Below are 22110 nucleotides of genomic sequence, written 5' to 3' on the forward strand. Positions count from 1 at the left end.
TCCTCACGCCTTCCCGAGTGCGGCCTCGGCCGCCTTCCGCTCGCGGGCGATCTGCTGGATCGCGCCGAGGCCGTTCACCGAGGGCTTGGACCAGAACGCCGTCCGCGAAGCCAGCAGCACCAGCGGCGAAGTGACCAGGAACACCACGACCACGTCGAGGATCGTGGTGAGACCGAGGGTGAACGCGAAGCCCTTCACCTGGCCGACGGCCAGGATGTACAGCACGGCCGCGGCGATGAAGCTGACGGCGTTGCCGGACAGGATGGTCCGGCGGGCGCGCTGCCAGCCACGGGGAGCCGCGGAACGGAAACTGCGTCCTTCGCGCATCTCGTCCTTGATGCGTTCGAAGAACACCACGAACGAGTCGGCGGTCATACCGATACCGATGATCAGACCGGCGATACCGGCGAGGTCGAGTGTGAACCCGATCCAGCGCCCGAGCAGCACCATGATGCCGTACACCGCGAATCCGGAGGCCACCAGCGACAAACCGGTGACGAAACCCAGCATCCGGTAGTAGGTGAGGCAGTAGAGCAACACCACAATCAAGCCGACCGCACCGGCGAGCAGGCCCGCCTTCAGCGAGGACAGGCCCAGCGTCGCGGAGACTGTCTCGGCCTCGGAGGTTTGGAACGACAGCGGCAGCGAGCCGTACTTCAGCGTGTTCGCCAGTTCCTTCGCCGATGTGGCGGTGAAGTTGCCCGAGATCTGGGTGCGGCCGCCCTGCTGCGGGCCCTGCTGCACGACCGGGGCGCTGACCACCTTCGAGTCGAGCACGAAGGCGACCCGCTTGTAGACGTACTCGCCGGTCAGCGTCGCCCAGGCGTCGCTGCCGGCGGACTTGAAGTCCAGATAGACCTCGTGCCTGGCCTGTTGCTGGTTCAGCCCCGAAGTGGCGTCCTTGATCTCCTGGCCGTCGATGCGGCTCTTGTCCAGCAGGAAGACCTCGGTGCCGTCGGTCGAGCAGGTCACCAGCGGAAGAGCAGGGTCGTCGTTACCCGCGAGTGGATCGGACTTTCCGCAGTCGAGGGTGGCCAGCGCGGTCTGCTGCACGGACGGGTCGGAACTCTGCCGCAGCGCCCTGGCCGCCTGGATCTCCTTCGTCGCCTCTTCGGTGGGCGTCAGGCTGGGATCGGCGGGGGGCTGCGTCGGCTGCTGAGCGGGGAACACGCGCTGCTGCGGAGCCGGGACAGGCTCGGCGGTTTCCGGTGTCGCGGGTTGCGTCGTCTCCGGCGTCGTCGGCTGCGCGGCCGGCGCGGGTTGCGTGCCCGGCGTCGGCTGCGGGGTAGCGCCGCGTCCCGCCGCGGGCACGGCCTGCAATACGGGCCGGATGTAAAGCTTGGCGGTGGTCGCCAGCGCGCGCGCCTGCTGCCCGTCGTCACCGGGCACGGTGATCACGATGTTGTCGCCGTCGATGACGACCTCGGAGCCGCCGACGCCGAGCCCGTTGACCCGGTTCTCGATGATGTCCTGCGCCTTCTTCAGGCTGTCCTGGCTGGGCTTGCTGCCGTCGGGCGTGCGCGCGGACAGCGTGACGCGGGTGCCGCCCTGCAGGTCGATACCGAGCTTGGGTGTCGGGGACTTGTCACCGGTGAAGAACACCAGCGCATAGACCACGGCCAGCAGCGCGGCATAGACACCGATCAGCCGCAGCGGGTGCGCCGATCCCTGGGAAGGTGGCACAGTACGTCATCTCCTAGGCGGGAAGTCGAGGATGGAACAGCGGGCGTGCGCCAGCGGCGCCGGGTGCGCGGACCAACGGCCGCGGCGACATCCGGCGAGCCGGGGCACGACCGGAACGGTCAGTCCTTGGTCAGGCGGGTCTCGGTCTGCTCGGCGGATTCCTCGACGGCGTCGGTCGCGTCCGAGCCGCCGGTCTCCGTACCGGTCTCCTCGGCGCCCACCTCTTCGGTGCGCACCTCACGGATGGCCTGGCGCAGCCACGTGGTGACCACGTCCTCGGCGATCTCGAGATCGACCGTGGTGTCATCGAGTTCGACCACGGTGCCGTACAGACCCGACGTGGTGACGACCTGATCGCCGACCTTCAGGTTGTCCTGCATGCTTGCGACCTTCTCGGCTTCCCGCTTCTGACGGCGGACACCGAGGAACATCGGCACGAGCAGGGCTACCAGTAGCAGCGGAAACAGCAGTTCCATCGTCGAAGTCAGTCCCTAGTGTCGTGGGTGGGATGGACAAGTACCCACACAGTCTGCCAGTTCACCGCGCGAGTGCCACACCCGCACACCCGCTGGACAGCTACAACGTTCTCACCGCGCACCGGCTCGCCCGGCGAACGACACTCCGGCGGGCGAGGCGGGGCGCCGACCTCAGGCGGTCCTGCCGTAGGCGTAGTCCTCCAGCGGGAAGCCGACCGCCTCGCGATGCGCGTTGAGCGTGCTGGTGGGCCGCAGCAGGGCCGCCTCGCCGTGCTGGTTGAAGTAGTAGCTGCGCGCGGTGGCGCAGTCGCCGCCGTAGAAGACCGAGGAGCCCAGCTTGGCGGTGACCCGGTCCAGGAACGCCGCGTTGGCCTGCTCGGTGACCTCGAAGGTCGTCTCGCCCCGGCGGCGCAGCTCGCCGAACAGGCGGCCCATGTGCTTCATCTGCGCTTCGATGGTGGTGAAGTAGGACAGGCCGCTGTAGGAGTACGGGCTGTTGAGGCTGAGGAAGTTGGGGAACTTCGGCACCGTGATGCCCTCGTAGGCCTGGAACCGGTTGTCCCGCCAGAACTTTCCGAGGTTCACCCCGTCCCGGCCGATGATCTCGATGGCCGGGAAGTTCACGTCCCACAGGTTGAAGCCGGTGGCCAGGATCAGCGTGTCGATCTCGGTCTTGTGCCCGTCTGCGGTGACGATGCCGTCCGGCTCGATGTGGTCGATCGAGTTCGTCTCCAGCCGCACGTGCGGCTGGTTGAACGTGGTGAAGTAGTGGTTGGAGAAGGTCGGCCGCTTGCACCCGAAGTCGTAGTCCGGGGTCAGCCGCCTGCGGGTTTCCTTGTCCCGCACGGACGCCCGCAGATGCGCCTTGGCCAGCGCGGCCGCGCCCTTGTTCAGCAGCCTGGCCTGCTTGAAGTGCAGCACCCCGACCACCATCAGCGCCTCCAGCAGGCTGGTGTTGACCAGTCGCGCGGCCTTCTGCGTGGCGGGGACCCGCTCGAACAGCTTCCGCACCGGCGCGGGGATCGCGGTGTCGATCTTCGGGACCACCCAGATCGGGGTGCGCTGGAACACCGTGAGCGCCCGCGCTTTCTTGGCGACCTCCGGCACCAGCTGCACGGCCGTGGCGCCGGTGCCGATGATCGCGGCCCTGCGGCCGGTGAGGTCGAAGCCGTCCTCCCAGGCGGTGGTGTGAATGATCTTGCCTGCGAACGAGTCGATACCGGGGAACGGCGGCGTGTAGGGCTGGGACAGGAATCCGGTCGCCGTCAGCAGATAACGGCCGGTGACGGTCTGCCCGCCCGCGATCGAGACCACCCAGTGCTGCTGCTCTTCGTCCCAGCGCGCGCCGTCGACGACGGTGCCGAAGCGCATGCGGCGGCGCAGGCCGTACTTGTCGGCGACGTGTTCGGCGTACTTCTTCAGCTCCTCGCCCGGCGCGAACAGCCGCGACCAGCGCGGATTCGGTTCGAAGGAGTAGGAGTAGGTGACCGAGGCGATGTCGACCGCCAGACCCGGGTAGTGGTTGACGTGCCAGGTGCCACCGAGATCGTCCTCGCGTTCGAGGATGACGTAATTGCCCAGGCCGAGCCGATCGAGCTGAATCCCCGCTCCCATGCCCCCGAACCCCGCACCGACCACGACCGCGTCGTATTGAGGCGCCACACCGAACCTCCTGCTAGCTGAACCACATATCACGGAATGACACATCATTCCGTTTGTGATGACTGTATCATCGGCAAGGTGACGAAGCCATCCACGCGTGCCGAGCGACGGAAAGCCGAACTGCGTCAGGAGATCATCGACACCGCGTTCGTCTGCTTCGCCGAGAAGGGCTATCACACCACCGGCATCGCCGACATCGCGGGACAGCTGGGCATCGGTCACGGCACCTTCTACCGGTACTTCAGCAACAAGCGCGACATCATCGACCACGTCATCGACGATCTGGCCGCGCGCATCATCGCCGCCCTCGGCACCGAGAACGCCCCGGACGCCGCCGCCTCCCTCGACGAGTACCGCGCCCAGATCGACCGCATCGGCGTGGCCCTCACCGAGATCCTGCTGGCCGATCGCCGAGTGGCCCAGCTGCTGCTGTTCCACGCCACCGGCATCGACGACGAGCTCACCCAGCGGCTGTACGGGCTGCTCGACACGGCCGACGCGTTGACCGCGGGCTATCTCGACCACGGCGTCGAGCAGGGCTACCTGCGCGCCGACCTGGACACCATGAACACCGCGCGGGCGGTGACCGGCATGTTGATCGCGGGCATCGTCTACTCGCTGCGCGAACCCGACGAGGCCGCGATCGCCGGGCTGACCCAGGCAATCCGCCGCCTGCTCGTGGACGGCGTTCGCAAGGACTGAGCGGCTCGGCAATCCCCCTGACATCGCCACCGACGCTAGGGTGAGGCGCACTGATCCGACGCTTTCGCCAGGGGGACGGCCCTTGTTCGCAAAAGGCCAGGGAAACACGAAATTTCCCTTCCGATCGGCCCGGCGCGCCGCGCCTGACAGAATGTCGCCCGTGACTCCCGAGGACGTGCGCCGCACCCGTTTCGCGACCCCCACGCTCGGGCACCGGGGTTACCACGCGGACGAGGTGGACGCCTTCCTCGAACTCGTCGCCGCGACCCTGGCCGGGGAGGGCGCGCTGGCCGCCGACGATCTACGGCATGTCGGTTTCGGCGCGCCGCGGCTCGGCCAGCGTGGTTACCGCGCCGACCAGGTCGACGAATATCTCGACCAGTTGCGCGTCGAGCTGGAGTTCCGTCAGCGCGGCGTCCGGCCGGTCCCGGCCGCGAACGGCAACGGCCACGCCATCCTCACTCCGGATGACGTGCGGCGCATGCGATTCAGCCGAGCCGCGGTGGGGCGGCGCGGATACGACGAGGAGGAGGTCGGCGCTTTCCTCGACCTGGTCGCCGCGACCCTCGTGCACGGCGGGCCGGGCAGTCTCACCATCGCCGATGTCGAGGCCGTCCGTTTCACCGAGGCCCGCCTCGGCACCCGCGGCTATCAACGCGACGAGGTCGACGCCTTCCTCGACCTGGTCGCCGCCGCCCTGCGCGATCGCCGCTGACCGCGGTCGGTCACCCGGACGGGCGATTCATTCGAAGAGATCGAGCGTGGGGTGTGGCTCGCGACCGCGCACTTCGATGGAGCCGAACACGAGGTCGGGCGGCGGAACGAGACCGAGGTGTTCCCAGGCGGCCGCGGTGGCGACCCGGCCGCGCGGTGTGCGCGCGACCATGCCCGCGCGCACCAGGAACGGTTCGCATACCTCCTCCACGGTCGCGGCCTCTTCTCCGACCGCAACGGCCAAGGTGGACACCCCCACCGGGCCACCGCCGAAACTACGGACGAGGGCGCCGAGGACCGCGCGGTCGAGTCGGTCGAGGCCGAGCACGTCCACGTCGTAGACCTCGAGCGCGGCGTGGGCGATCGCGCGGGTGATGCGGCCGTCGGCGCGCACCTCGGCGTAGTCGCGGACGCGGCGCAGCAGGCGGTTGGCGATGCGGGGCGTACCGCGCGAGCGCCCCGCGATCTCGGCCGCCGCCTCCTCCTCGATCACGACACCGAGGATGTGCGCCGAGCGCTTCAGGATGCGCAGCAGTTCGCCGGGCTCGTAGAAGTCCATGTGCCCGGTGAAACCGAAACGGTCGCGCAGCGGGCCGGTCAGCGCTCCGGACCTGGTGGTGGCGCCGACCAGGGTGAACGGCGCGATGTCCAGGGGAATGGAGGTCGCGCCGGGCCCCTTGCCGACGACCACGTCCACCCGGAAGTCCTCCATCGCCAGGTAGAGCATCTCCTCCGCGGGACGCGCCATCCGGTGGATCTCGTCGATGAACAGCACGTCGCCCTCGACCAGGTTGCTGAGCATGGCGGCGAGATCGCCCGCCCGCTCCAGCGCGGGACCCGACGTGATCCGCAGGGCGGTGCCGAGTTCGGCGGCGATGATCATCGCCATGCTGGTCTTGCCGAGACCCGGCGGGCCGGACAGCAGGACGTGGTCCGGTGTGCCGCCGCGCTGTTTGGCTCCGCGCAATACCAGCGCGAGCTGTTCGCGCACTCGGGGCTGGCCGATGAAGTCGTCCAGCGACTGTGGGCGCAGACTCGCCTCGATCTCGCCGTCGGACCTCAGATAGCTTGCGCTGACCTGGGATTCGGTAGGTTCCTCGTGGTGGTCCATGACGCGCCTTACCGGTTCTTGCCGAGCAGACCGAGCGCGGCCCGCAGGGCGGCGGAGGTGTCGACGGCCGGCTGTTCGGCCAGCACCGCATCGATCGCCTGTTCGGCCTGCTTGGCGGCGAAACCGAGGCCGACGAGCGCCTCGGTGACCTGATCACGCACCGGCGTGGCCGCCGCGGGCGCCGATCCGGGCGGGCCGGAGGGCACCGGAACGAGGTTCACCTTGTCCCGCAGTTCCACCACCATGCGTTCGGCGCCGCGCTTGCCGATGCCGGGCACCCTGGTCAGCGCCGCCACGTTGCTCTCGGCCAGCGCTTTGCGCAGCGCCTCGGGCTCGAGGACGGCCAGCACCGCCATGGCGAGGCGGGGTCCGACGCCGGAGACGGTTTGCAGCAGGCCGAACAGGTCGCGCGCCTCGGTGTCGGCGAACCCGTAGAGGGTCATCGAGTCCTCGCGGACGATCATTGCGGTGTAGAGCCGGGTTTCCTCGCCGCGGGTGAGCCCGGCCAGTGTGGACGGGGTGGCGTTGAGCCGGTAGCCGACGCCCGCCGCCTCGATCACCGCGTGGTCGAGGGCGATTTCCAGCACTTCACCGCGTACCGACGCGATCACCCGTGCACCGCCTTCCGTTGTTCGGCCAGCCGTTCGATGTACCGGCGCTGCGCCGCGGCCGCCTTGGCCTCCGCCGCCGCCATCCGCTCCAGCAGCGGCGCCCGCCAACAATGGCAGATCGCCAGCGCCAGCGCATCCGCCGCGTCCGCCGGTTTCGGCGCGACGTGCAGGCCGAGGATCCGGGTGACCATGGCCGTCACCTGCTTCTTGTCCGCGGTGCCGCTGCCGGTGACCGCGGCCTTCACCTCGCTGGGTGTGTGGAACGCGACCGGGATCCCCCGGCGCGCGGCGGCCAGCGCGATCACTCCGCCCGCCTGCGCGGTGCCCATGGCAGTGCGGACATTGTGTTGAGCGAAGACGCGTTCGATGGCGACGGCACCCGGCTTGTGGGTGTCCATCCAGCGTTCGGCGGCGTCGGCCACCGCCAGCAGGCGATGGGCCAGGTCCATCTCACCGGGAGTGCGGACCACGTCGACGTCCACGGCGGTGACCTTCCGCCCCGACCCGCCGTCGACGATGCTGAGGCCGCATCGGGTGAGTCCGGGGTCGACGCCCATCACCCGCACGACAACCCCTCTCCCGGACACGAACAACTGTTCGAGAGTCTAGCGGAGGCTTGCTCTTTCGCCGCCCCGCGACACGGCCCGGCTATCCGCCGAGGTCACCATCTTCCCGCGACGCGCCCGGCAGGCCGAGCAACTCCGGACGACTCGCACGCGCCGCCCACTGCTGCGCGGGATCGGTGACCAGGCGCCGTGCCGCCAGGTCCAGCAAGCCGCTGACATTGGACACCGTCGCGGCGACCACGCCGTCGGCGCGCGTCAGGGTGTGCTCGACCCGATAGGTCTTGCCCGCACCCCACTGCCAAGCGCACGACACGTCGACGGTGTCGCCGCCGCGTAGTTCGTGCCGGAAGCGCAGCACGGTCTCCAGGTTGACCGGCCCCAGGCCGGAGGCGAGCAGCTCGTCGACCGACACGCCCGCCGCTCGGACGCACGCGAATCGCGCGTGGTCGGCGAATTGGTGGTAAGCCGCGCCGGTGACGTGCAATTGCGGGTCCAAGTCGGACACCCGGACTTCGAGACGGGTAGTGAACGACACGCGCCGAACTATGCCAGCGGCCACCGACAAGCAGGGCGTGCCGAGGTGGATCGCGGCCCGCACCGCAGAGATCGCCCGGACTCCGGCGTCGCACAACGGCGCACCGATGACACCTCGGCAGCGGCCGCCACTCGATATCGATGGTCCACGCCGAGGCCGGGCACCGGCGTCAGGCACGGCGCATAGTCGCCGACGCTCGACAACGACTCCGCCACTCGGCACGGGAAACCGTGCGTTACACGCGAGTGGGGCGGCCGGCCTCAAGCCCTGGCGACCTGTCTCGCGAACACAGCGTGAGCACGCTCATCGAAGAGAACGAACCGGACTTCCGGCACGGCCGTGGGAGTCGCGCGAACCGTGTCGACCGCGATCCGGGCTCCGTCCTCCATCGGCCAGCCGTAGATGCCGGTGGAGATCGCCGGGAACGCGACCGTCCGCGCCCCCAATTCGTCCGCGACGCGCAGAGATTCCCGATAACACGAGGCCAGCGAGGCCGAGCGATCCTCGGTGGCCGACCACACGGGACCGACCGTGTGGATCACCCAGCGCGCGGGCAGGCGACCGGCCGTGGTCGCGACCGCGGCCCCGGTCGCCAATCCCGAGCCGTAGCGGGACGCACGCAGCCTGCGGCATTCCGCCAGAATCTCCGGGCCGCCGCGCCGGTGGATCGCGCCGTCGACTCCCCCGCCGCCGAGCAGCGACGAATTCGCCGCGTTCACCACCGCGTCGACCTCCTGTTCGGTGATGTCGCCGCGCACCAGCACCAGTTCGACCATGCTCGCATTCTGCCTCGCGAACCAACGGCGCATCGAGCACACCGAAGGCCCGGTCACCCAGCGGTGCTCGAGCCGATTCACAGCCTGCCTGCCTCGAGGAATGGCCGCGACAATGCCGGACGTGCCGGTACTCGCCGCTCCCCCGACTCCGGCGCCACCGCGCTCACCTCCGGCGAGTCCGGCGCTGAATCAGCAGCACGCGTTCCACCACGGGATCTCACTGCTGCACGGCTGGCTGCCGCCGACCGTCGAACTGCTCGCCGGGGTTGTCCTGCTGGTCGCCGTCGCTCGGCGAACCAGGCGGTGGTGGCTGTTCCGGCTACCGGCATGCGCGGCGGTCGGCGTCGCGGCGGCGGCCGCCGCCTGGTATGTCGCCGACGAGGGGTTGGCCTCCGACCCCGCGCCCACCGAACCGCCCCGCCGGCACTGCCGGTGGTGATGATGATCGGCGGCGAGTTCAACACCCCGGCGGACTGGATCCGCAGCGGCCAGATAATGCCCGCCCTGGACGGTTTCACGAAGGCGAACGGCGGCCTCGCCCCCATACTCGTCTTCGTCGACGCCGGCGGCAGTTTCAACAACGACACCGAATGCGTGAACGGGCCGCGCGGCAACGCCGCCTCGCATCTGACCGAGGACGTGCCCGCTCACGTCGAAGCACGGTTCGGCGCCTCCGCCGATCCCGCGCGCTGGGCGGTGGTCGGCTGGTCCATGGGCGGCACCTGCGCGGTGGACCTGGCGGTCATGCATCCCGATCTGGTGCACACGTTCGTCGACATCGCCGGCGATCTCGGGCCGTCCTCCGGCACCGAGGAGCAGACCGTCTCCCGTCTCTTCGGTGGCGACGCCGCCGCGTGGGAGGCGTTCGACCGCTGACCGGATCCGGCGCCCTTGGCCCGGCGAATCGCCGCGTCGTTCCCCCTCTCGAAGGCGGCAGAAGCGCGCGCGTTGGGCGATACGGGCGAACCGTCGGCAAATTGGTACTGACCGTGCCCTGAATGTGCCACGATCAGGCCGTTCCCGCTTCTACCATCCGAGGATGAGCATTGGTGCAAAAGCTGTCCTCGAAGGCGGGCCGCAAGATCTGCCCGCGCGCATCGTCCCGATCACCCCGCCCGGAGTGGAGTTGAAGGTGCCGTTCCGCGGCGGATACGAGCACTTCAAGGTCACCCAGCGGGAGCAGGACACACCCGAAGGGCGACTGCGCGTATACGAATGGTGCGAGCGCACCAAGATCGCGGAGTAATCCCGGCTCCCCTCCCCGGCGACGGTGACGTCGGCACCCGGCGCACCGCCGGGGAGATCACCGGGCATTCCGCGATCACCCGCCCGCATCTGCGTTCTCCGTGCGCCATCGACCGCTACGGGGTGGACTGTCCGGTCCGGACATGCTTCGGGGCGGCCGTCAGTAGACCGGCCGCCCCGATTTCGCGCAGTGCTACCCGAGGTAGCTCGACTCAGTCGTCGAGCTGAGCGAGCACCTCGTCCGAGATGTCGACGTTGGTGTAGACGTTCTGCACGTCGTCGCTGTCTTCGAGGGCGTCCACGAGTTTGATCACCTTGCGCGCGCCGTCGGCGTCCACCGCGACCGACACCGAGGGCTGGAAACCGGACTCGGCGGAGTCGTAGTCGATACCGGCGCCCTGCAGCGCGGTGCGCACCGCGATCAGATCGCCGGGCTCGCTGATGATCTCGAACGCGTCACCGAGGTCGTTGACTTCCTCGGCGCCCGCGTCCAGCACCGCCATCAACACGTCGTCCTCGGACAGGCCGTTCTTCTCCAGGGTGACGACGCCCTTGCGATGGAAGAGGTAGGCCACCGAGCCCGGATCGGCCATGTTGCCGCCGTTGCGCGTCATCGCGACCCGGACCTCGCCCGCGGCCCGGTTGCGGTTGTCGGTGAGGCATTCGATCAGCACGGCGACGCCGTTGGGTCCGTAGCCCTCGTACATGATCGTCTGCCAGTCGGCGCCGCCGGCTTCCTCGCCACCGCCGCGCTTGCGGGCGCGCTCGATGTTGTCGTTGGGGACCGACGACTTCTTCGCCTTCTGGATGGCGTCGAACAGCGTCGGATTGCCATCCGGATCACCGCCACCGGTACGGGCCGCCACCTCGATGTTCTTGATCAACTTCGCGAACAGCTTGCCGCGCTTCGCGTCGATCGCAGCCTTCTTGTGCTTGGTGGTGGCCCATTTGGAGTGGCCGCTCATTCCCTACTTCCTTCAGGTCGATGGCACGTTCGGTCGTGTGTACGGTACCGGCACGGCCGGGCGGACAGCTTCCCCAGCCTACTCGGGCGTCCACTACGGCCATGCAAAGCGGCCCCGGCTCCGCACCGACTCGTCGTCGCGGGGACTGCGTCCGAGCGCGCCCGTCAAGCCGAGCGGACCATCTCCACGAACATCCGGTGCACCCGCAGATCGCCGGTCACCTCGGGATGGAACGAGGTCGCCAGGACATTCCCTTGCCGCACCGCGACGATCCGGCCCGCGGCGGGGCCGTCCGGCACGGTGGCCAGGACCTCGACGCCCTCGTCTACCCGCTCGACCCAGGGCGCTCGTATGAACACCGCTCGCACCGGGCCGCCGGGCAGGCCCGCGAACGGCAGGTCGGTTTCGAACGAGTCGACCTGACGGCCGAACGCGTTGCGCCGCACCGTCATATCGATGCCGGACAGATGTTCGGCGTCCGGGCGGGTGTCGAGCACCTCCGAGGCGAGCAGGATCATGCCCGCGCAGGAGCCGAACGCGGGCAGGCCGTCGCGCAGCCGCGCGCGCAGCGGCTCCAGCAGTTCGAAGGCCGCCAGCAACTTGCTGATCGCGGTCGACTCGCCGCCGGGCAGCACAAGCGCGTCCACGGCCGCGAGCTCCGACTCGCGCCGGACCAGCACGGGCTCGGCGCCGCAGCTGGCGAGCGCGGCGACGTGCTCTCGGACGTCGCCTTGCAACGCGAGCACGCCGATGACGGGCCGGGACGGCGCCTGTCCGGTGTCGGCGGCGGGGGCGGTGACCGAGGTAGCGTTCACGCCGGAAAGCTTACGAGCCGTGCCGATGTGGGCGCGCTCACGGTCGTCCGCCGCACGCGGATCGCCGCAAGGCCAGGATCACTCTTCGCGCAGCGTGCGGATGAGACCTTCCTGAACCACGGCCGCGACCAGCGTGCCCTCCCGAGTGAAGATCTTGCCGCCGGTCAGGCCCCGGCCGAAGGCCGCCGACGGCGAGGACTGATCGTAGAGCAGCCATTCGTCGGCCCGGAACGGGCGCAGGAACCACATCGCGTGATCGAGCGAGGCGTTCTGGGTCGGCTCGTCGGGGTGGACGACCTTCGAAGAACCCAGCAGCGTCATATCGCTCATGTAGGCGAGGGTGCACACGTGCACCAGCGGATCGTCCGGTAGCGGGTGCCGGTAGCGGAACCATACCTGCTGCTGGGAGACCACGCCGTCGCGGCGGGACACGTTCTCCGGCGGGACCATGCGAATGTCCCAGTGTTCCCACTCGCGCATCGCCCACAATCGTTCCGGACTCATCGTGGTGCTCGCGTCGGGCAGATCCTCCGGCATCGGAACGCCGGGCATGACGTCCTGATGCTCGGGCCCCTGGTCACCGACATGGAACGACGCCGACATGGTGAAGATCGCCGCGCCGTCCTGGATGCCGGTCACCCGCCGCGTGCAGAACGACCGGCCGTCGCGGATGCGCTCGACCTGGTAGACCGTCGGTTCCTGCGGATTGCCCGGACGCAGGAAGTAGCCGTGCAGCGAGTGCACTTGGAATCGCGGTTCCACCGTCCGGACCGCGGACACGAGCGCCTGGCCGGCAACCTGGCCGCCGAACGTGCGCGGGAGCTGGGTCTTGGTGGACGCGCCACGGAAGATGTCCCGCTCCAGCCGCTCTATCTCCAGCGCCTCTTCGATTGTCGCCATGCGCAGAGATTATCCCGGCCGCTCACGATGTCGCCGCTCGGCCGCCGGTGAACGTCCGGCAACGCCCACGCCTCCCCAAGCCGTCGCGATTTGCTGAGATGGACGGGTGCCCCGCTTTCTGCCCATCACTCCGGACGGACTCGTCGAGCAGGTGATCGAACCCGTGCTGACCGCGGCTGCGCACACCGTGATCGCGGTCGACGGCGCGGACGCGGCCCAGCCGGTGGCGCTCGCCCAGCGGATCGTCGAGGCGCTGCGCGAGGCAGGCCGGTCGGCCGACGTGGTCTCCCTACACGACTACGTGCGTCCTGCCTCATTGCGCATGGAGTTCGGCCGCACCGACGAGATGTCCTATCGCACCGCGTGGTTCGACTACGCCGCGCTGCGCCGGGAAGTGATCGACGCGCTCCGCGGCCACGGCCGGTGGCTGCCCTCGCTCTGGGACGAAGGCGCCGACCGCTCCGCGCGCGCCGCGATCCGCACGGCGCCGCCCGCGACGACGATCGTCCTCGCGGGCCCGATGCTCGCCGGACGCCACCTGGACGCCGACCTGAGCCTCCGGCTGGACCTGTCCGAACCCGCGCTCCGCCGCCGCACCGCGGCCGACGCGCAGTGGACCATCCCCGCTCTGCTGCGGCACGACGCCGAGAACCCCTATACGCCGACCTTCTTCGTGCGGTGGGATCATCCTGAGCGTCCGGCGCTTCGAGTCGACGAGGAGCGAGCGAACCAGCCTCCGTCTCGCCGACATCGGACTGCTGGATAGTGTTCCGCGAGACTCATTGTCAGATGCGCATATCCATGTATCCATATGTGTCACCCCTCGCCGTGGTGAGCCCTTCGGTGCGGTCGGTCCACATCCTGCGCCATCACTGTCGGCGCGCTCGGCCCGATCAGCGTTTCGTCATGACAACCGGACTCGACACCGTCGCACGGCCGGAGTTGTCCAACGCTCCCCCACCACTCACACCAACCGGTGCCCGCCGTCCACGTGCAGGACGGTGCCGGTGATGAAGGGATTGCGCATCACACCGAGCATCGCCTGCGCGATATCGGACGGATGGCCGATGCGCCCGACCGGCAGGCGCGCGGCGAGCTGCCGGTGACGTTCGGTCTTGGCGGGCCCCGCGATGGTGTCCCAGATCGGGGTGTCGACCCACCCCGGTGAGACCACGTTGACGCGGACCGGGCCGAGCTCGAGGGCCAGGGCGTAGGCCAGCGAGGCGAGGGCGCCGTTGACGGCCGCCACCATGGCGCCGCCCGGTGCGGGCCGGTCAGCGGCGACGCCGGAGGTGAAGGTCACCGATCCGCCGGGGACCACCCGCGCGTGCTTGGCCAGCAGGGTGGGTCCGATCAGTTTGGACGAGAGCAGATTCCAGGCCATGTCGGGGTCGAACCCGGCCACTGGCTGATAGGCGCCGGTGACGTCGGCCGCGGTGGTGACGACATGATCGACCGGCTCCAGCTCGGCGAACAAACGCTCGAGGTCGGCTTCGCGGGTGATGTCCGCGACGACCGCGCGCACCGTGCCCGGCCCCGCGGACAGGGTGCGCTCGGCCGCGGCGAGCCGTTCGGCGCAACGGCCCGCGATGGTCACCTCCGTGCCGTCGGCGATCAGCGCGGCCGCCAGCGCCAGTCCCATGCCGGAACTGCCGCCCACAACGACGACACGTTCGGGTTTTGTGTTGCTTGCTGTCATGGCTCCAGCCGACCATCACGACGGCCGGGTGTCCATGTCGCACTGCCGAATACGCCTTAGCCGGGACCTAACACCGCAGGCCGCGGACCGATTCGGGGCGGCGCGGGCGATGCACAGCACCGTCCGTGCGCGCGAGGGCGGCTCCGGCCGTCACGGGGTGCAGGCCGGGGACTGCTGGTTCAGGTTGGCCAGCGCCTGGCAAGCCCACGTCTTCTGCACCTTCCACTTGCCGCCGTCCAGGACGAACGGCACATCGACCTGGCTCTCCTGCCCGTTGATGGTGAACTTGGCCTGTGCGCTCACGCTGTCACCGAAAGCGGTCACTCCGGTGACCACGGCCGTGGCGTTCGCCTGCCGGAACGCTTCGGCCAAGCGGTTGGGCAGGCCGGGGTCGGCTTCGATGCCCTGAACGGAGTCGAGCTTCTCCTCGTTCGGCACCGCCGGGTCGAGGGCCTTCTGCAGGAGGGCGTTGAGCTCGTCGACGGTGGGCGCGGGGGGTATGGTCGCCGTCGCCGAGGCACCGGCCGTGGCACGGGTCGACGTGGGTGAGTCGCTCGAGTCATCACTGCCGCAGGCGGCGAGGCCGAGGGCGGCCACGAGGGCCAAGCCCGCTACTGCGGTGCGTCCGGTCTTGGGAAGCTTCAACTGTTCGTCCTTTGCGTTCGGATCGTTCCGACGGTGAGAGGGCGCGATATGGCCGGGACGGCCATCGAATGGCGAAGCTACTGAGCGTGATTGTGAGAACCATGTGGCGACTTTCTGGCCGCCGTAAGAGTTGAACCTAGCACCGGGAGCGGTCCGCGCGGTCTATTCCTCCGACGATTCGCCCTCGAGGGCGGCGATCAGCGCCGCGACGGCCGGATCGCGCACCGCCGCGCGCCAGGCAACCGCGTAGGTCACCACCAGGGGCGCGCCGCGCAGCGGCCGCCAGGCCAGACCGGGTACTGCGTTCGCGCGGGAGGAGCTGAGCCCGATCACGTCGGTCCGCGCGGGCAGCACCGCGAGCATCTGCGCGTGCCCCATCGCGCTCTCGCTCAGCCGCACCCTGGCGCCGTGATCGGCAAGTGTGCGCAACAGCGAATCGTGCAGGCCGACCGCGGCTTCGCGCGCGAACAAGATCAGCTCCTGACCGCTGAGGTCGGCCGGGTCGAGCAGTGCCGCGCTCGCGAGCGGATGCCGCTGCGACATCAGCACGCCGAGCTCCTCGTGGGCCACTGCCCGTTGCGCGAAGCGTTCGGGCAGGTCGACCGGCGTGCGGACGAGCGCGAGGTCGACCTCGTCGTCATCGAGGAAGCGCACCTGATCGGCGGTGGTCCCGCCGGTGAGCACCATCCTGGCGCCGGGCACCGCGGCAGTGAGCAGGCGTTCGATGCGGATGGGCAGCCGAGGCGGGACGCCGTTGAGGAGCCCGAGGCGCAACACCGGGGCATCGGAGACGGCAGCGCGCCTGGTCTGCCTGACCGCTTCGTCCATCGCGCGCAGCACGGTCTTGCCGGAGCGCAGCAGCACCGCGCCCGCGGGCGTCAGCTCCACTCGCGGCTCACGGATCAGCAGTGGGCCGCCCAGCTCCCGCTCCAGCACCTTGATCTGCTGGCTGAGCGTGGGCGTCGAGATGAACAATCGCTCCGCGGCCCGGCGGAAGTGCAACTCCTCCGCCAGGGCCACGAAGTACCGCAACTGCCGCAACTCCACGCGGCAGACGCTACCGGTCCGGGATCACCAGCCGCGCTCGGCCAAGCGGTGCGGCTGGGCGATGTCCTCGACGTTGATGCCTACCATGGCCTCGCCGAGACCGCGCGACACCTTGGCCAGCACGTCCGGGTCGTCGTAGAAGGTGGTGGCCTTGACGATGGCGGCGGCGCGCTGGGCCGGGTTGCCGGACTTGAAGATGCCCGAACCCACGAACACGCCCTCGGCGCCGAGCTGCATCATCATCGCGGCGTCGGCGGGGGTGGCGATGCCGCCCGCGGTGAACAGCACGACCGGCAGCTTCCCGGTCTCGGCAATCTCACGGACCAGCTCGTAGGGTGCCTGCAGCTCCTTGGCCGCGACGAACAGCTCGTCCTCGGGCAGCGACGACAGGCGGCGGATCTCCTGCCGGATCTTGCGCATGTGCGTGGTCGCGTTGGACACGTCGCCGGTGCCTGCCTCGCCCTTGGAGCGAATCATGGCCGCACCCTCGGTGATTCGGCGCAGTGCCTCGCCGAGGTTGGTGGCGCCGCAGACGAACGGCACGGTGAAGTTCCACTTGTCGATGTGGTTGGCGTAGTCGGCCGGGGTGAGCACCTCGGACTCATCGATGTAGTCGACGCCGAGGCTCTGCAGGATCTGCGCCTCCACGAAGTGGCCGATACGGGCCTTCGCCATGACCGGAATGGAGACCGCGGAAATGATGCCGTCGATCATGTCCGGATCGCTCATCCGGGACACGCCGCCCTGGGCACGAATGTCCGCGGGCACCCGCTCCAGCGCCATCACCGCGACCGCGCCGGCGTCCTCGGCGATCTTGGCCTGCTCCGGCGTGACGACATCCATGATCACCCCGCCCTTGAGCATCTCGGCCATGCCGCGCTTGACGCGGGCGGTGCCGACGGTCTGGGTGGTCTCGGGGGTGGTCACGGCAAATTCCTCCAGCATGTGCGCCAATCGGTCGCTCGGATGCGAACGCCACGATTCTAAGCCGGTCGCGAAAGGCCACTTGATAGCCAGTTGGAGGGCACTGGCCTGGTGTGATCTCGGTTATGGCGCCCTGGGCCGGGAAGGCTCGGCCAGCGCGCCATCCCGGCTGCCCGGCCGTTGCCGGGCGCTGGATCACAGCGGGCCGACCACCAGCAACGTCGCCCAGTACTCCGCGGCCGCGGGGCCGATCAGCGGCAACAGGAAATCGAACAGCAGGTACGACATGAACGAACTACCTCCACAACCGAGCAGGAACGGCCCCGCCATCGGCAGGACCACGACACCGAACTGACATGCGTCCCTGACAGCAGTACCCTCCGGCGCGCCGAATCATCGCGACGCTATCACGATCGTGAAACACATCACATGCGTTCGGGGCCGGTCAGCGGATGGAGCGGACCTCCGGGTCGGCGGTGCCCGATGCCGCCTCGGCGGCTTCGGCGAGTAGCTCGTCCAGGTGATACGGGTAGACGGTTTCACCGGAGCGGTCCAGCTCGACGATATCGGCCGCGGTGCACCATTTGTGCCCGGTGATCGAGCGACGCTCGATCAGGGTCCGATTCGCCGCGTGCGGTTCGAAACCACGCGCCCGCAGCGCGAAGAACAGTTCCTCGGACCGGATCAGCTCGCCGTCGAAGGGGAACACCGCGACCCGCCGCCAGATCGGGCCGCGCAGGTCAGCTGGATCCGCGCGGTAGCCGGTCTCCTCGTACAGTTCCCGCACGGCCGCCGCGCGCAGGCTCTCCCCCGGCTCCACGCCGCCGCCGACGGTGAACCAGAACGACACCTCCGGCGTCTTCGGGTCGTTGCCGCGCATCAGCAACGTCCGGTCGTTCTCGTCGAACAGCACGACTCGCGCCGTGGTGCGGATGGTGTCGACCGCCAGGCCGGTGGACGCCGCCGGAGTAGCGCGCTCGGTGATCTCGAAGTAGGAAGGCAGCGGGGCGGTACCGCCGAGGTGCAGGATCCGGACCGGACGTCGGGTGCGCAGCGCCAGCGTGTCGCGCACGGCGTCGTTGTGGAAGCGGCGGGCGATCAGCACCCGGGCCTCGGCGTCGGCCAGTTCGGCGACCAGTTGCGGGCGCAGCGTGCCGATGTCCACCGCCGACAACGCGGAGGACAGCCGGTTCTCCACCGTTTCCCGTTCAGCGGGCCCGGCGCGCTCGGCCCGATCGGCCAGGGCCGAGAGTTGTCTGGCCTTCTCCGCCATGGCCGGATCGGACACCGGGCCCGCGATCGCCATGGCGACCGACCGGGCCACCACCGCCCGCCTGGCCAGCGCCGCGTCCAGCGCCTGCCAGGACTGGTCGGAGCGCACGTGCAGCCGGTCGAGCCGGTTGGCGGTGGAGTACGCCCACAGACCGATCGCGACGACGATCGCCGCGACCAGCGCGAGGACGAGAACGGTCGTGGCGGAGAACGTGATCATCCGGCGGCCCGCACTCGGGTGTCGCCGACGGTCACCGTCTCGTAGACGCGCAGGATCTGTTCGGCCACCACCGGCCAGTCGTACTCGCCGACCACCTGTGTCGCGGTGCGCACCAGGGCCTCTCTGCGCACCTCGTCGGTGAGCACGGTGTGCAGCGCGGCGGCCAGGGCCGCCGAATCGCCGATCGGGACCAGCATGCCCGCCGTACCGTCCCGCAGTACCCGGCGGAACGCGTCCAGCTCACTGGCCACCACCGCCGTGCCGGCCGCCATCGCCTCGATGAGGATGATGCCGAAGCTCTCCCCGCCCAGGTTGGGCGCCACGTACACGTCCGCGCTGCGCATCGCCGAAGCCTTCTCCTCGTCGGACACCTGGCCGAGGAAGCGCAGATGGCCGGACAGCTTGCCCGCTTCGCGGCGCAACCGGTCCTCGTCGCCGCGGCCGACGATCAGGATCTCGACGTCGGGATGCCCGCGCACCAGATCGGGCAGCGCGCCGAGTAGTACCTCCATGCCCTTACGCGGCTCGTCGTAGCGTCCCAGGAACAGCACCGTGCCGCCGGCGCGCGGATAGCCGGGCAGCATCGGCGCGCGGGCGAACGCCGGGACGTCGACCCCGTTGGGGATCTCCACCGCGTCCGAGCCCAGCGCCTCGACCTGCCAGCGGCGCGCCAGCTCGGAGACCGCGATACGGCCGGAGATCTTCTCGTGATACGGCCGCAGCACGCCCTGGAAAGTGCTCAGCACCAGGGACTTCGTCGTCGAGGTGTGGAAGGTCGCGACGATCGGACCCTCAGCGATCTTCAAGGCGAGCATGGACAGGCTCGGCGCGTTCGGTTCGTGGATGTGCAGGACGTCGAAGTCGTTGCCGTCGATCCACCGGCGAATCCTGGTGTAGGCCATGGGCCCGAACGACAGCCTGGCCACCGACCCGTTGTACGGGATGGCCACCGCGCGGCCCGCCGACACCACGAACTCCGGCAACGGGGTGTCCTCGCCCGCGGGCGCGAGCACACTGACCTTGTGCCCCCGCTCGATGAACACCCGAGCCAGCTCGACCACATGTGCCTGCACCCCACCGGGGACGTCGAACGAATAGGGGCAGACCATGCCGATCTTCATGGCGATACTTCTCCCTGCTCGCCCTTGATGCTCGCCTGCGCGGTGGCGATCATCGCGCGCCGCCGGGGCGAGAGATCGCTCTCCCACAATGGTTGCAGCATGTGCCAGTCCGCGGGGCGCTCGGCGATATTCGCCGCGAAGCGATCCGCCAGCGCCTGCGTGGCCGCGGCTACGCCACCGGAAACGTCTACCGGCGCCTCGACCTTCAGGCCCCAGTTCTCGCGGCCGTCGGCCTCGACCTCGAACCACGCGTGCACCGGCAGCAGCGCGGCGCCGGTCTCGATGGCCAGTTTCGCCGAGCCCGCGGGCATCCAGGTGCGCTCACCGAAGAACTGGACCGGAACGCCTTTGCCGGTGAGGTCGCGTTCACCCATCAGGCACACGATCCTGTTCTGCCGCAGGCGGGACGCCAACTGGTCGAACGGCGGTTGCTCCCCACCGGTCAGCGGGAACACTTCGAAGCCCAGGCTCTCCCGGTAGGCGACGAACCGCTCGAACAGCGATTCCGGCTTCAACCGCTCGGCCACCGTGGATAGGCCGCCGTAGTGCTGCACCAGCCAGACGCCCGCCATGTCCCAATTGCCGGAATGCGGCAGCACGAAAATCACGCCTCGGCCCTGCTCGAGTGCGGCGTCCAGGTATTGCAGCCCCGCGACGAAGTAGTCGATCGCGGCATGATCCATCCCGGGCAGCCGGAATGCTTCCCGCCAATATCGCGCGTACGACCGCATGCTGGCGCTGATCAGCTCGTCCGGCACGTCGGCGGGCAGTACGCCGAGCACGCGCGCCAGGTTGCGCCGCAACTGGTCCGGCGCGCCGCCCGCGTGAAACTCCCGATTGGCGCTGCGGGCGACCCGGTCCCCGCCCCACTCGAACAGTCGCCGGGCCGTCGACTCCGGCAGCGCACGCACCAGCCGCCAGCCCGCCGCGTATCCGGCGGCGGCGAGCTGCTCCCCTATCGTCATCCGCACTCCCGCACCGCAGGTTGGTAGTCCATCGTCGCGAATACCCGGACGCCGCCGCCGATCGGCCGGCGCCCCGCACGGCGTGAGGTCACGACGGAAGTCCCGGGGTGTCGGCGGTTCCCGCGCTCGGGCTCTGCGGCCGTCCGGCTGGAATCACGGTGCGCGCCCCCGGCGAGTTGCGCACGGCCAGTACCCGCTGAACGACGGTGACGATGCTGAGCACGGCGAGGATCCACATGGCCGCGTGCACGGCGTAGGTGAGCCACTCGATCCCCCAGTAGCCGGCGATGCCGGTGAATCCGGCGCCCACCAGCACGATGATCAGCCGGTCCGGCCGCTCGATGATGCCGCCGTCCGCGGACAGTCCGCTGGCCTCCGCGCGCGCCTTGGCATAGGAGATCACCTGCGAGGTCACCAGAACGACGAGCGTCGCGGCGAACAGCGGCTTGTGCTGTTCGTGAAAGACCGCCCACCAGGCCAGCCCGGCGAAGATGGCACCGTCGGCCAGCCGGTCACAGGTGGCGTCCAGCACCGCGCCGTACTTCGTACCGCCGCCGCGCGCCCTGGCCATCGCCCCGTCGAGCATGTCGAACATGACGAACAACCAGATCACCATGGTTCCCCAGAACAGGTGCCCGGTGGGGAACAGCGTGACCGCGGCGACGATGGAGGCGGTGGTGCCGATCAGCGTCACGGCGTCGGGTGTGAGTCCCGTGCCGACCAGCGCCCGGCCCAGCGGAGCCGTCGCCTTGGCGAACGTCTCGCGGCCGAAGAAGCTCAGCACGGCCGATCCACCCGGTCGCTCATCTACGCCTCCTTCCAGGCCGCCGACAGCAGCGCCCTGGTCTCCCGCAGCAGTTGCGGCATCACCTTCGCCCCGCCGATGACGGTGATGAAGTTCGCGTCTCCGCCCCAGCGCGGCACGATGTGCTGGTGCAGGTGGTCGGCCAGCGACCCACCGGCCACCCCGCCGAGGTTGAGCCCGACGTTGAACCCGTGCGGCCGCGACACCTTCTTCATCACCCGGATCGCCTGCTGAGTGAAGGCCATCAGTTCGGCGCTCTCCGCCTCGGTGAGGTCCTCCAGGTTGGCCACCTTGCGGTACGGCACGACCATCATGTGCCCCGGGTTGTACGGGTACAGGTTGAGCACGGCGTACACCAGCTCGCCTCGCGCGACGACCAGTCCGTCCTCATCGGACATCTTCGGGATGTCGGTGAAGGGATGGCCGGTCGAATCCTTGGGCCCGGTGGCCGCTTCCGCGATGTAGGACATCCGATACGGCGTCCACAGCCGCAGCAGCCGATCCGGTTCGCCTGCGCCGCTGTCCACGATGCTGCCCGGCTCGTCCGGGGTTGCGGTTCCGTTCAGATCCGCGAACCCGTCCGGCACCGTCCGCTCGGTCATGCCGTGTCCCTCCCCTGCCGCCTCCGGGCCTGACCGCTCATGCCGTGGC

Annotated in this window: 24 protein-coding genes and 1 pseudogene; 5 read left to right on the forward strand and 20 right to left on the reverse strand. The window is 69.4% G+C overall.

Features of this window, described 5'->3' with window-relative positions; translation table 11 throughout:
• Window positions 1-3: 3 nt before the first annotated feature.
• The 3 genes from secD to NA8_RS09860 form a co-directional block, all read right to left on the reverse strand.
• Window positions 4-1683 (reverse strand): protein translocase subunit SecD, encoded by a 1680-nt coding sequence (secD, locus tag NA8_RS09850; protein ID WP_063050083.1) that lies wholly within the window; start codon window positions 1681-1683, stop codon window positions 4-6.
• Between the two features lie 119 nt (window positions 1684-1802).
• Window positions 1803-2159, reverse strand: a complete 357-nt coding sequence (gene yajC, locus NA8_RS09855) for a preprotein translocase subunit YajC (protein WP_063050084.1) — start codon at window positions 2157-2159, stop codon at window positions 1803-1805.
• Between the two features lie 171 nt (window positions 2160-2330).
• Window positions 2331-3821 carry a flavin-containing monooxygenase gene (locus tag NA8_RS09860; protein ID WP_063050085.1) on the reverse strand — a complete coding sequence of 497 codons (1491 nt, stop codon included), beginning with the start codon at window positions 3819-3821 and terminating at the stop codon, window positions 2331-2333.
• A gap of 36 nt (window positions 3822-3857) precedes the next feature.
• On the opposite strand from NA8_RS09860, the gene NA8_RS09865 reads away from it, so the two are divergent.
• Both NA8_RS09865 and NA8_RS35510 read left to right on the forward strand, forming a co-directional pair.
• Window positions 3858-4523 (forward strand): TetR/AcrR family transcriptional regulator, encoded by a 666-nt coding sequence (locus NA8_RS09865; RefSeq protein ID WP_063050086.1) that lies wholly within the window; start codon window positions 3858-3860, stop codon window positions 4521-4523.
• A gap of 151 nt (window positions 4524-4674) precedes the next feature.
• Window positions 4675-5238, forward strand: coding sequence for a DivIVA domain-containing protein (locus NA8_RS35510; RefSeq protein ID WP_063050087.1), 564 nt, complete (start codon window positions 4675-4677; stop codon window positions 5236-5238).
• 27 nt (window positions 5239-5265) lie between these two features.
• On the opposite strand, the gene ruvB is transcribed toward NA8_RS35510, so the two are convergent.
• The 5 genes from ruvB to NA8_RS09895 all read right to left on the reverse strand — a co-directional run bounded on the left by ruvB (window position 5266) and on the right by NA8_RS09895 (window position 8836).
• Complete coding sequence (gene ruvB / locus NA8_RS09875; RefSeq protein ID WP_040867707.1) at window positions 5266-6348, reverse strand: Holliday junction branch migration DNA helicase RuvB; 1083 nt, start codon at window positions 6346-6348, stop codon at window positions 5266-5268.
• Between the two features lie 8 nt (window positions 6349-6356).
• Window positions 6357-6959: a Holliday junction branch migration protein RuvA gene (gene ruvA, locus NA8_RS09880; protein WP_063050088.1), complete on the reverse strand. Its 603-nt coding sequence runs from the start codon at window positions 6957-6959 to the stop codon at window positions 6357-6359.
• Window positions 6956-7525 carry a crossover junction endodeoxyribonuclease RuvC gene (gene ruvC / locus NA8_RS09885; RefSeq protein WP_063050089.1) on the reverse strand — a complete coding sequence of 190 codons (570 nt, stop codon included), beginning with the start codon at window positions 7523-7525 and terminating at the stop codon, window positions 6956-6958. Before ruvC ends, ruvA begins: the two co-directional genes overlap by 4 nt.
• Before the next feature lie 82 nt (window positions 7526-7607).
• On the reverse strand, window positions 7608-8060 hold the full coding sequence (locus NA8_RS09890; RefSeq protein WP_063050090.1) for an acyl-CoA thioesterase: 453 nt from the start codon (window positions 8058-8060) through the stop codon (window positions 7608-7610).
• A 260-nt stretch (window positions 8061-8320) separates the two neighbouring features.
• Entirely contained in the window at window positions 8321-8836 is a 516-nt protein-coding gene (locus NA8_RS09895) for an O-acetyl-ADP-ribose deacetylase (RefSeq protein WP_063050091.1), read from the reverse strand.
• A 112-nt stretch (window positions 8837-8948) separates the two neighbouring features.
• Here NA8_RS09895 and NA8_RS34620 point away from each other — a divergent pair.
• Both NA8_RS34620 and NA8_RS09910 read left to right on the forward strand, forming a co-directional pair.
• Window positions 8949-9706 (forward strand): annotated as a pseudogene (locus NA8_RS34620) (alpha/beta hydrolase); the annotation flags it as partial.
• A 169-nt stretch (window positions 9707-9875) separates the two neighbouring features.
• Window positions 9876-10082: a DUF5988 family protein gene (locus NA8_RS09910; RefSeq protein ID WP_040867713.1), complete on the forward strand. Its 207-nt coding sequence runs from the start codon at window positions 9876-9878 to the stop codon at window positions 10080-10082.
• Window positions 10083-10293: 211 nt separating this feature from the next.
• On the opposite strand, the gene NA8_RS09915 is transcribed toward NA8_RS09910, so the two are convergent.
• The 3 genes from NA8_RS09915 to NA8_RS09925 all read right to left on the reverse strand — a co-directional run bounded on the left by NA8_RS09915 (window position 10294) and on the right by NA8_RS09925 (window position 12761).
• Complete coding sequence (locus tag NA8_RS09915; RefSeq protein ID WP_063050094.1) at window positions 10294-11046, reverse strand: YebC/PmpR family DNA-binding transcriptional regulator; 753 nt, start codon at window positions 11044-11046, stop codon at window positions 10294-10296.
• Window positions 11047-11210: 164 nt separating this feature from the next.
• Window positions 11211-11861, reverse strand: coding sequence for a pyridoxal 5'-phosphate synthase glutaminase subunit PdxT (gene pdxT, locus NA8_RS09920; RefSeq protein ID WP_063050095.1), 651 nt, complete (start codon window positions 11859-11861; stop codon window positions 11211-11213).
• 78 nt (window positions 11862-11939) lie between these two features.
• The gene (locus NA8_RS09925; RefSeq protein WP_063050096.1) at window positions 11940-12761 is read right to left on the reverse strand and encodes an acyl-CoA thioesterase; all 822 of its coding nucleotides are present in this window, start codon (window positions 12759-12761) and stop codon (window positions 11940-11942) included.
• 106 nt (window positions 12762-12867) lie between these two features.
• Here NA8_RS09925 and NA8_RS09930 point away from each other — a divergent pair, with 106 nt between their 5' ends.
• Window positions 12868-13527, forward strand: coding sequence for a nucleoside/nucleotide kinase family protein (locus NA8_RS09930; protein WP_063050097.1), 660 nt, complete (start codon window positions 12868-12870; stop codon window positions 13525-13527).
• A 198-nt stretch (window positions 13528-13725) separates the two neighbouring features.
• On the opposite strand, the gene NA8_RS09935 is transcribed toward NA8_RS09930, so the two are convergent.
• The 9 genes from NA8_RS09935 to NA8_RS09975 form a co-directional block, all read right to left on the reverse strand.
• Window positions 13726-14460 carry an SDR family oxidoreductase gene (locus NA8_RS09935; RefSeq protein WP_063050098.1) on the reverse strand — a complete coding sequence of 245 codons (735 nt, stop codon included), beginning with the start codon at window positions 14458-14460 and terminating at the stop codon, window positions 13726-13728.
• Window positions 14461-14610: 150 nt separating this feature from the next.
• Window positions 14611-15105, reverse strand: a complete 495-nt coding sequence (locus tag NA8_RS09940) for a WKL family lipoprotein (RefSeq protein WP_063050099.1) — start codon at window positions 15103-15105, stop codon at window positions 14611-14613.
• A gap of 162 nt (window positions 15106-15267) precedes the next feature.
• Window positions 15268-16152 carry a LysR family transcriptional regulator gene (locus tag NA8_RS09945; RefSeq protein WP_063050100.1) on the reverse strand — a complete coding sequence of 295 codons (885 nt, stop codon included), beginning with the start codon at window positions 16150-16152 and terminating at the stop codon, window positions 15268-15270.
• Between the two features lie 24 nt (window positions 16153-16176).
• Window positions 16177-17097: a pyridoxal 5'-phosphate synthase lyase subunit PdxS gene (gene pdxS / locus NA8_RS09950; protein ID WP_063050101.1), complete on the reverse strand. Its 921-nt coding sequence runs from the start codon at window positions 17095-17097 to the stop codon at window positions 16177-16179.
• A 424-nt stretch (window positions 17098-17521) separates the two neighbouring features.
• Window positions 17522-18565, reverse strand: a complete 1044-nt coding sequence (locus NA8_RS09955; RefSeq protein WP_063050110.1) for an NUDIX hydrolase — start codon at window positions 18563-18565, stop codon at window positions 17522-17524.
• A complete protein-coding gene (locus NA8_RS09960; RefSeq protein ID WP_063050102.1) occupies window positions 18565-19689 on the reverse strand; it encodes a glycosyltransferase family 4 protein in 1125 nt (374 codons plus the stop codon). The genes NA8_RS09955 and NA8_RS09960 overlap by 1 nt, the downstream gene beginning before the upstream one ends.
• Entirely contained in the window at window positions 19686-20654 is a 969-nt protein-coding gene (locus tag NA8_RS09965) for a phosphatidylinositol mannoside acyltransferase (protein ID WP_063050103.1), read from the reverse strand. The genes NA8_RS09960 and NA8_RS09965 overlap by 4 nt, the downstream gene beginning before the upstream one ends.
• A gap of 88 nt (window positions 20655-20742) precedes the next feature.
• On the reverse strand, window positions 20743-21438 hold the full coding sequence (gene pgsA / locus NA8_RS09970; protein ID WP_063050104.1) for a phosphatidylinositol phosphate synthase: 696 nt from the start codon (window positions 21436-21438) through the stop codon (window positions 20743-20745).
• Window positions 21439-21461: 23 nt separating this feature from the next.
• The gene (locus tag NA8_RS09975) at window positions 21462-22061 is read right to left on the reverse strand and encodes an ATP adenylyltransferase (protein WP_063050105.1); all 600 of its coding nucleotides are present in this window, start codon (window positions 22059-22061) and stop codon (window positions 21462-21464) included.
• Window positions 22062-22110: the final 49 nt, after the last annotated feature.

Source organism: Nocardia arthritidis NBRC 100137 (assembly GCF_001612765.1).
In the GTDB taxonomy this organism is placed as follows: Bacteria; Actinomycetota; Actinomycetes; order Mycobacteriales; family Mycobacteriaceae; genus Nocardia; species Nocardia arthritidis.

Coding starts and splice junctions, on each gene's coding strand:
- yajC (WP_063050084.1), bottom strand. CDS start 2,159: ATGGAACTGCTGTTTCCGCTGCTACTGGTAGCCCTGCTCGTGCCGATG.
- NA8_RS09865 (WP_063050086.1), top strand. CDS start 3,858: ATGACACATCATTCCGTTTGTGATGACTGTATCATCGGCAAGGTGACG.
- NA8_RS35510 (WP_063050087.1), top strand. CDS start 4,675: ATGTCGCCCGTGACTCCCGAGGACGTGCGCCGCACCCGTTTCGCGACC.
- ruvB (WP_040867707.1), bottom strand. CDS start 6,348: ATGGACCACCACGAGGAACCTACCGAATCCCAGGTCAGCGCAAGCTAT.
- NA8_RS09895 (WP_063050091.1), bottom strand. CDS start 8,836: ATGGTCGAACTGGTGCTGGTGCGCGGCGACATCACCGAACAGGAGGTC.
- NA8_RS09910 (WP_040867713.1), top strand. CDS start 9,876: ATGAGCATTGGTGCAAAAGCTGTCCTCGAAGGCGGGCCGCAAGATCTG.
- NA8_RS09915 (WP_063050094.1), bottom strand. CDS start 11,046: ATGAGCGGCCACTCCAAATGGGCCACCACCAAGCACAAGAAGGCTGCG.
- NA8_RS09925 (WP_063050096.1), bottom strand. CDS start 12,761: ATGGCGACAATCGAAGAGGCGCTGGAGATAGAGCGGCTGGAGCGGGAC.
- NA8_RS09935 (WP_063050098.1), bottom strand. CDS start 14,460: ATGACAGCAAGCAACACAAAACCCGAACGTGTCGTCGTTGTGGGCGGC.
- pdxS (WP_063050101.1), bottom strand. CDS start 17,097: ATGCTGGAGGAATTTGCCGTGACCACCCCCGAGACCACCCAGACCGTC.
- NA8_RS09960 (WP_063050102.1), bottom strand. CDS start 19,689: ATGAAGATCGGCATGGTCTGCCCCTATTCGTTCGACGTCCCCGGTGGG.
- NA8_RS09965 (WP_063050103.1), bottom strand. CDS start 20,654: ATGACGATAGGGGAGCAGCTCGCCGCCGCCGGATACGCGGCGGGCTGG.
- NA8_RS09975 (WP_063050105.1), bottom strand. CDS start 22,061: ATGACCGAGCGGACGGTGCCGGACGGGTTCGCGGATCTGAACGGAACC.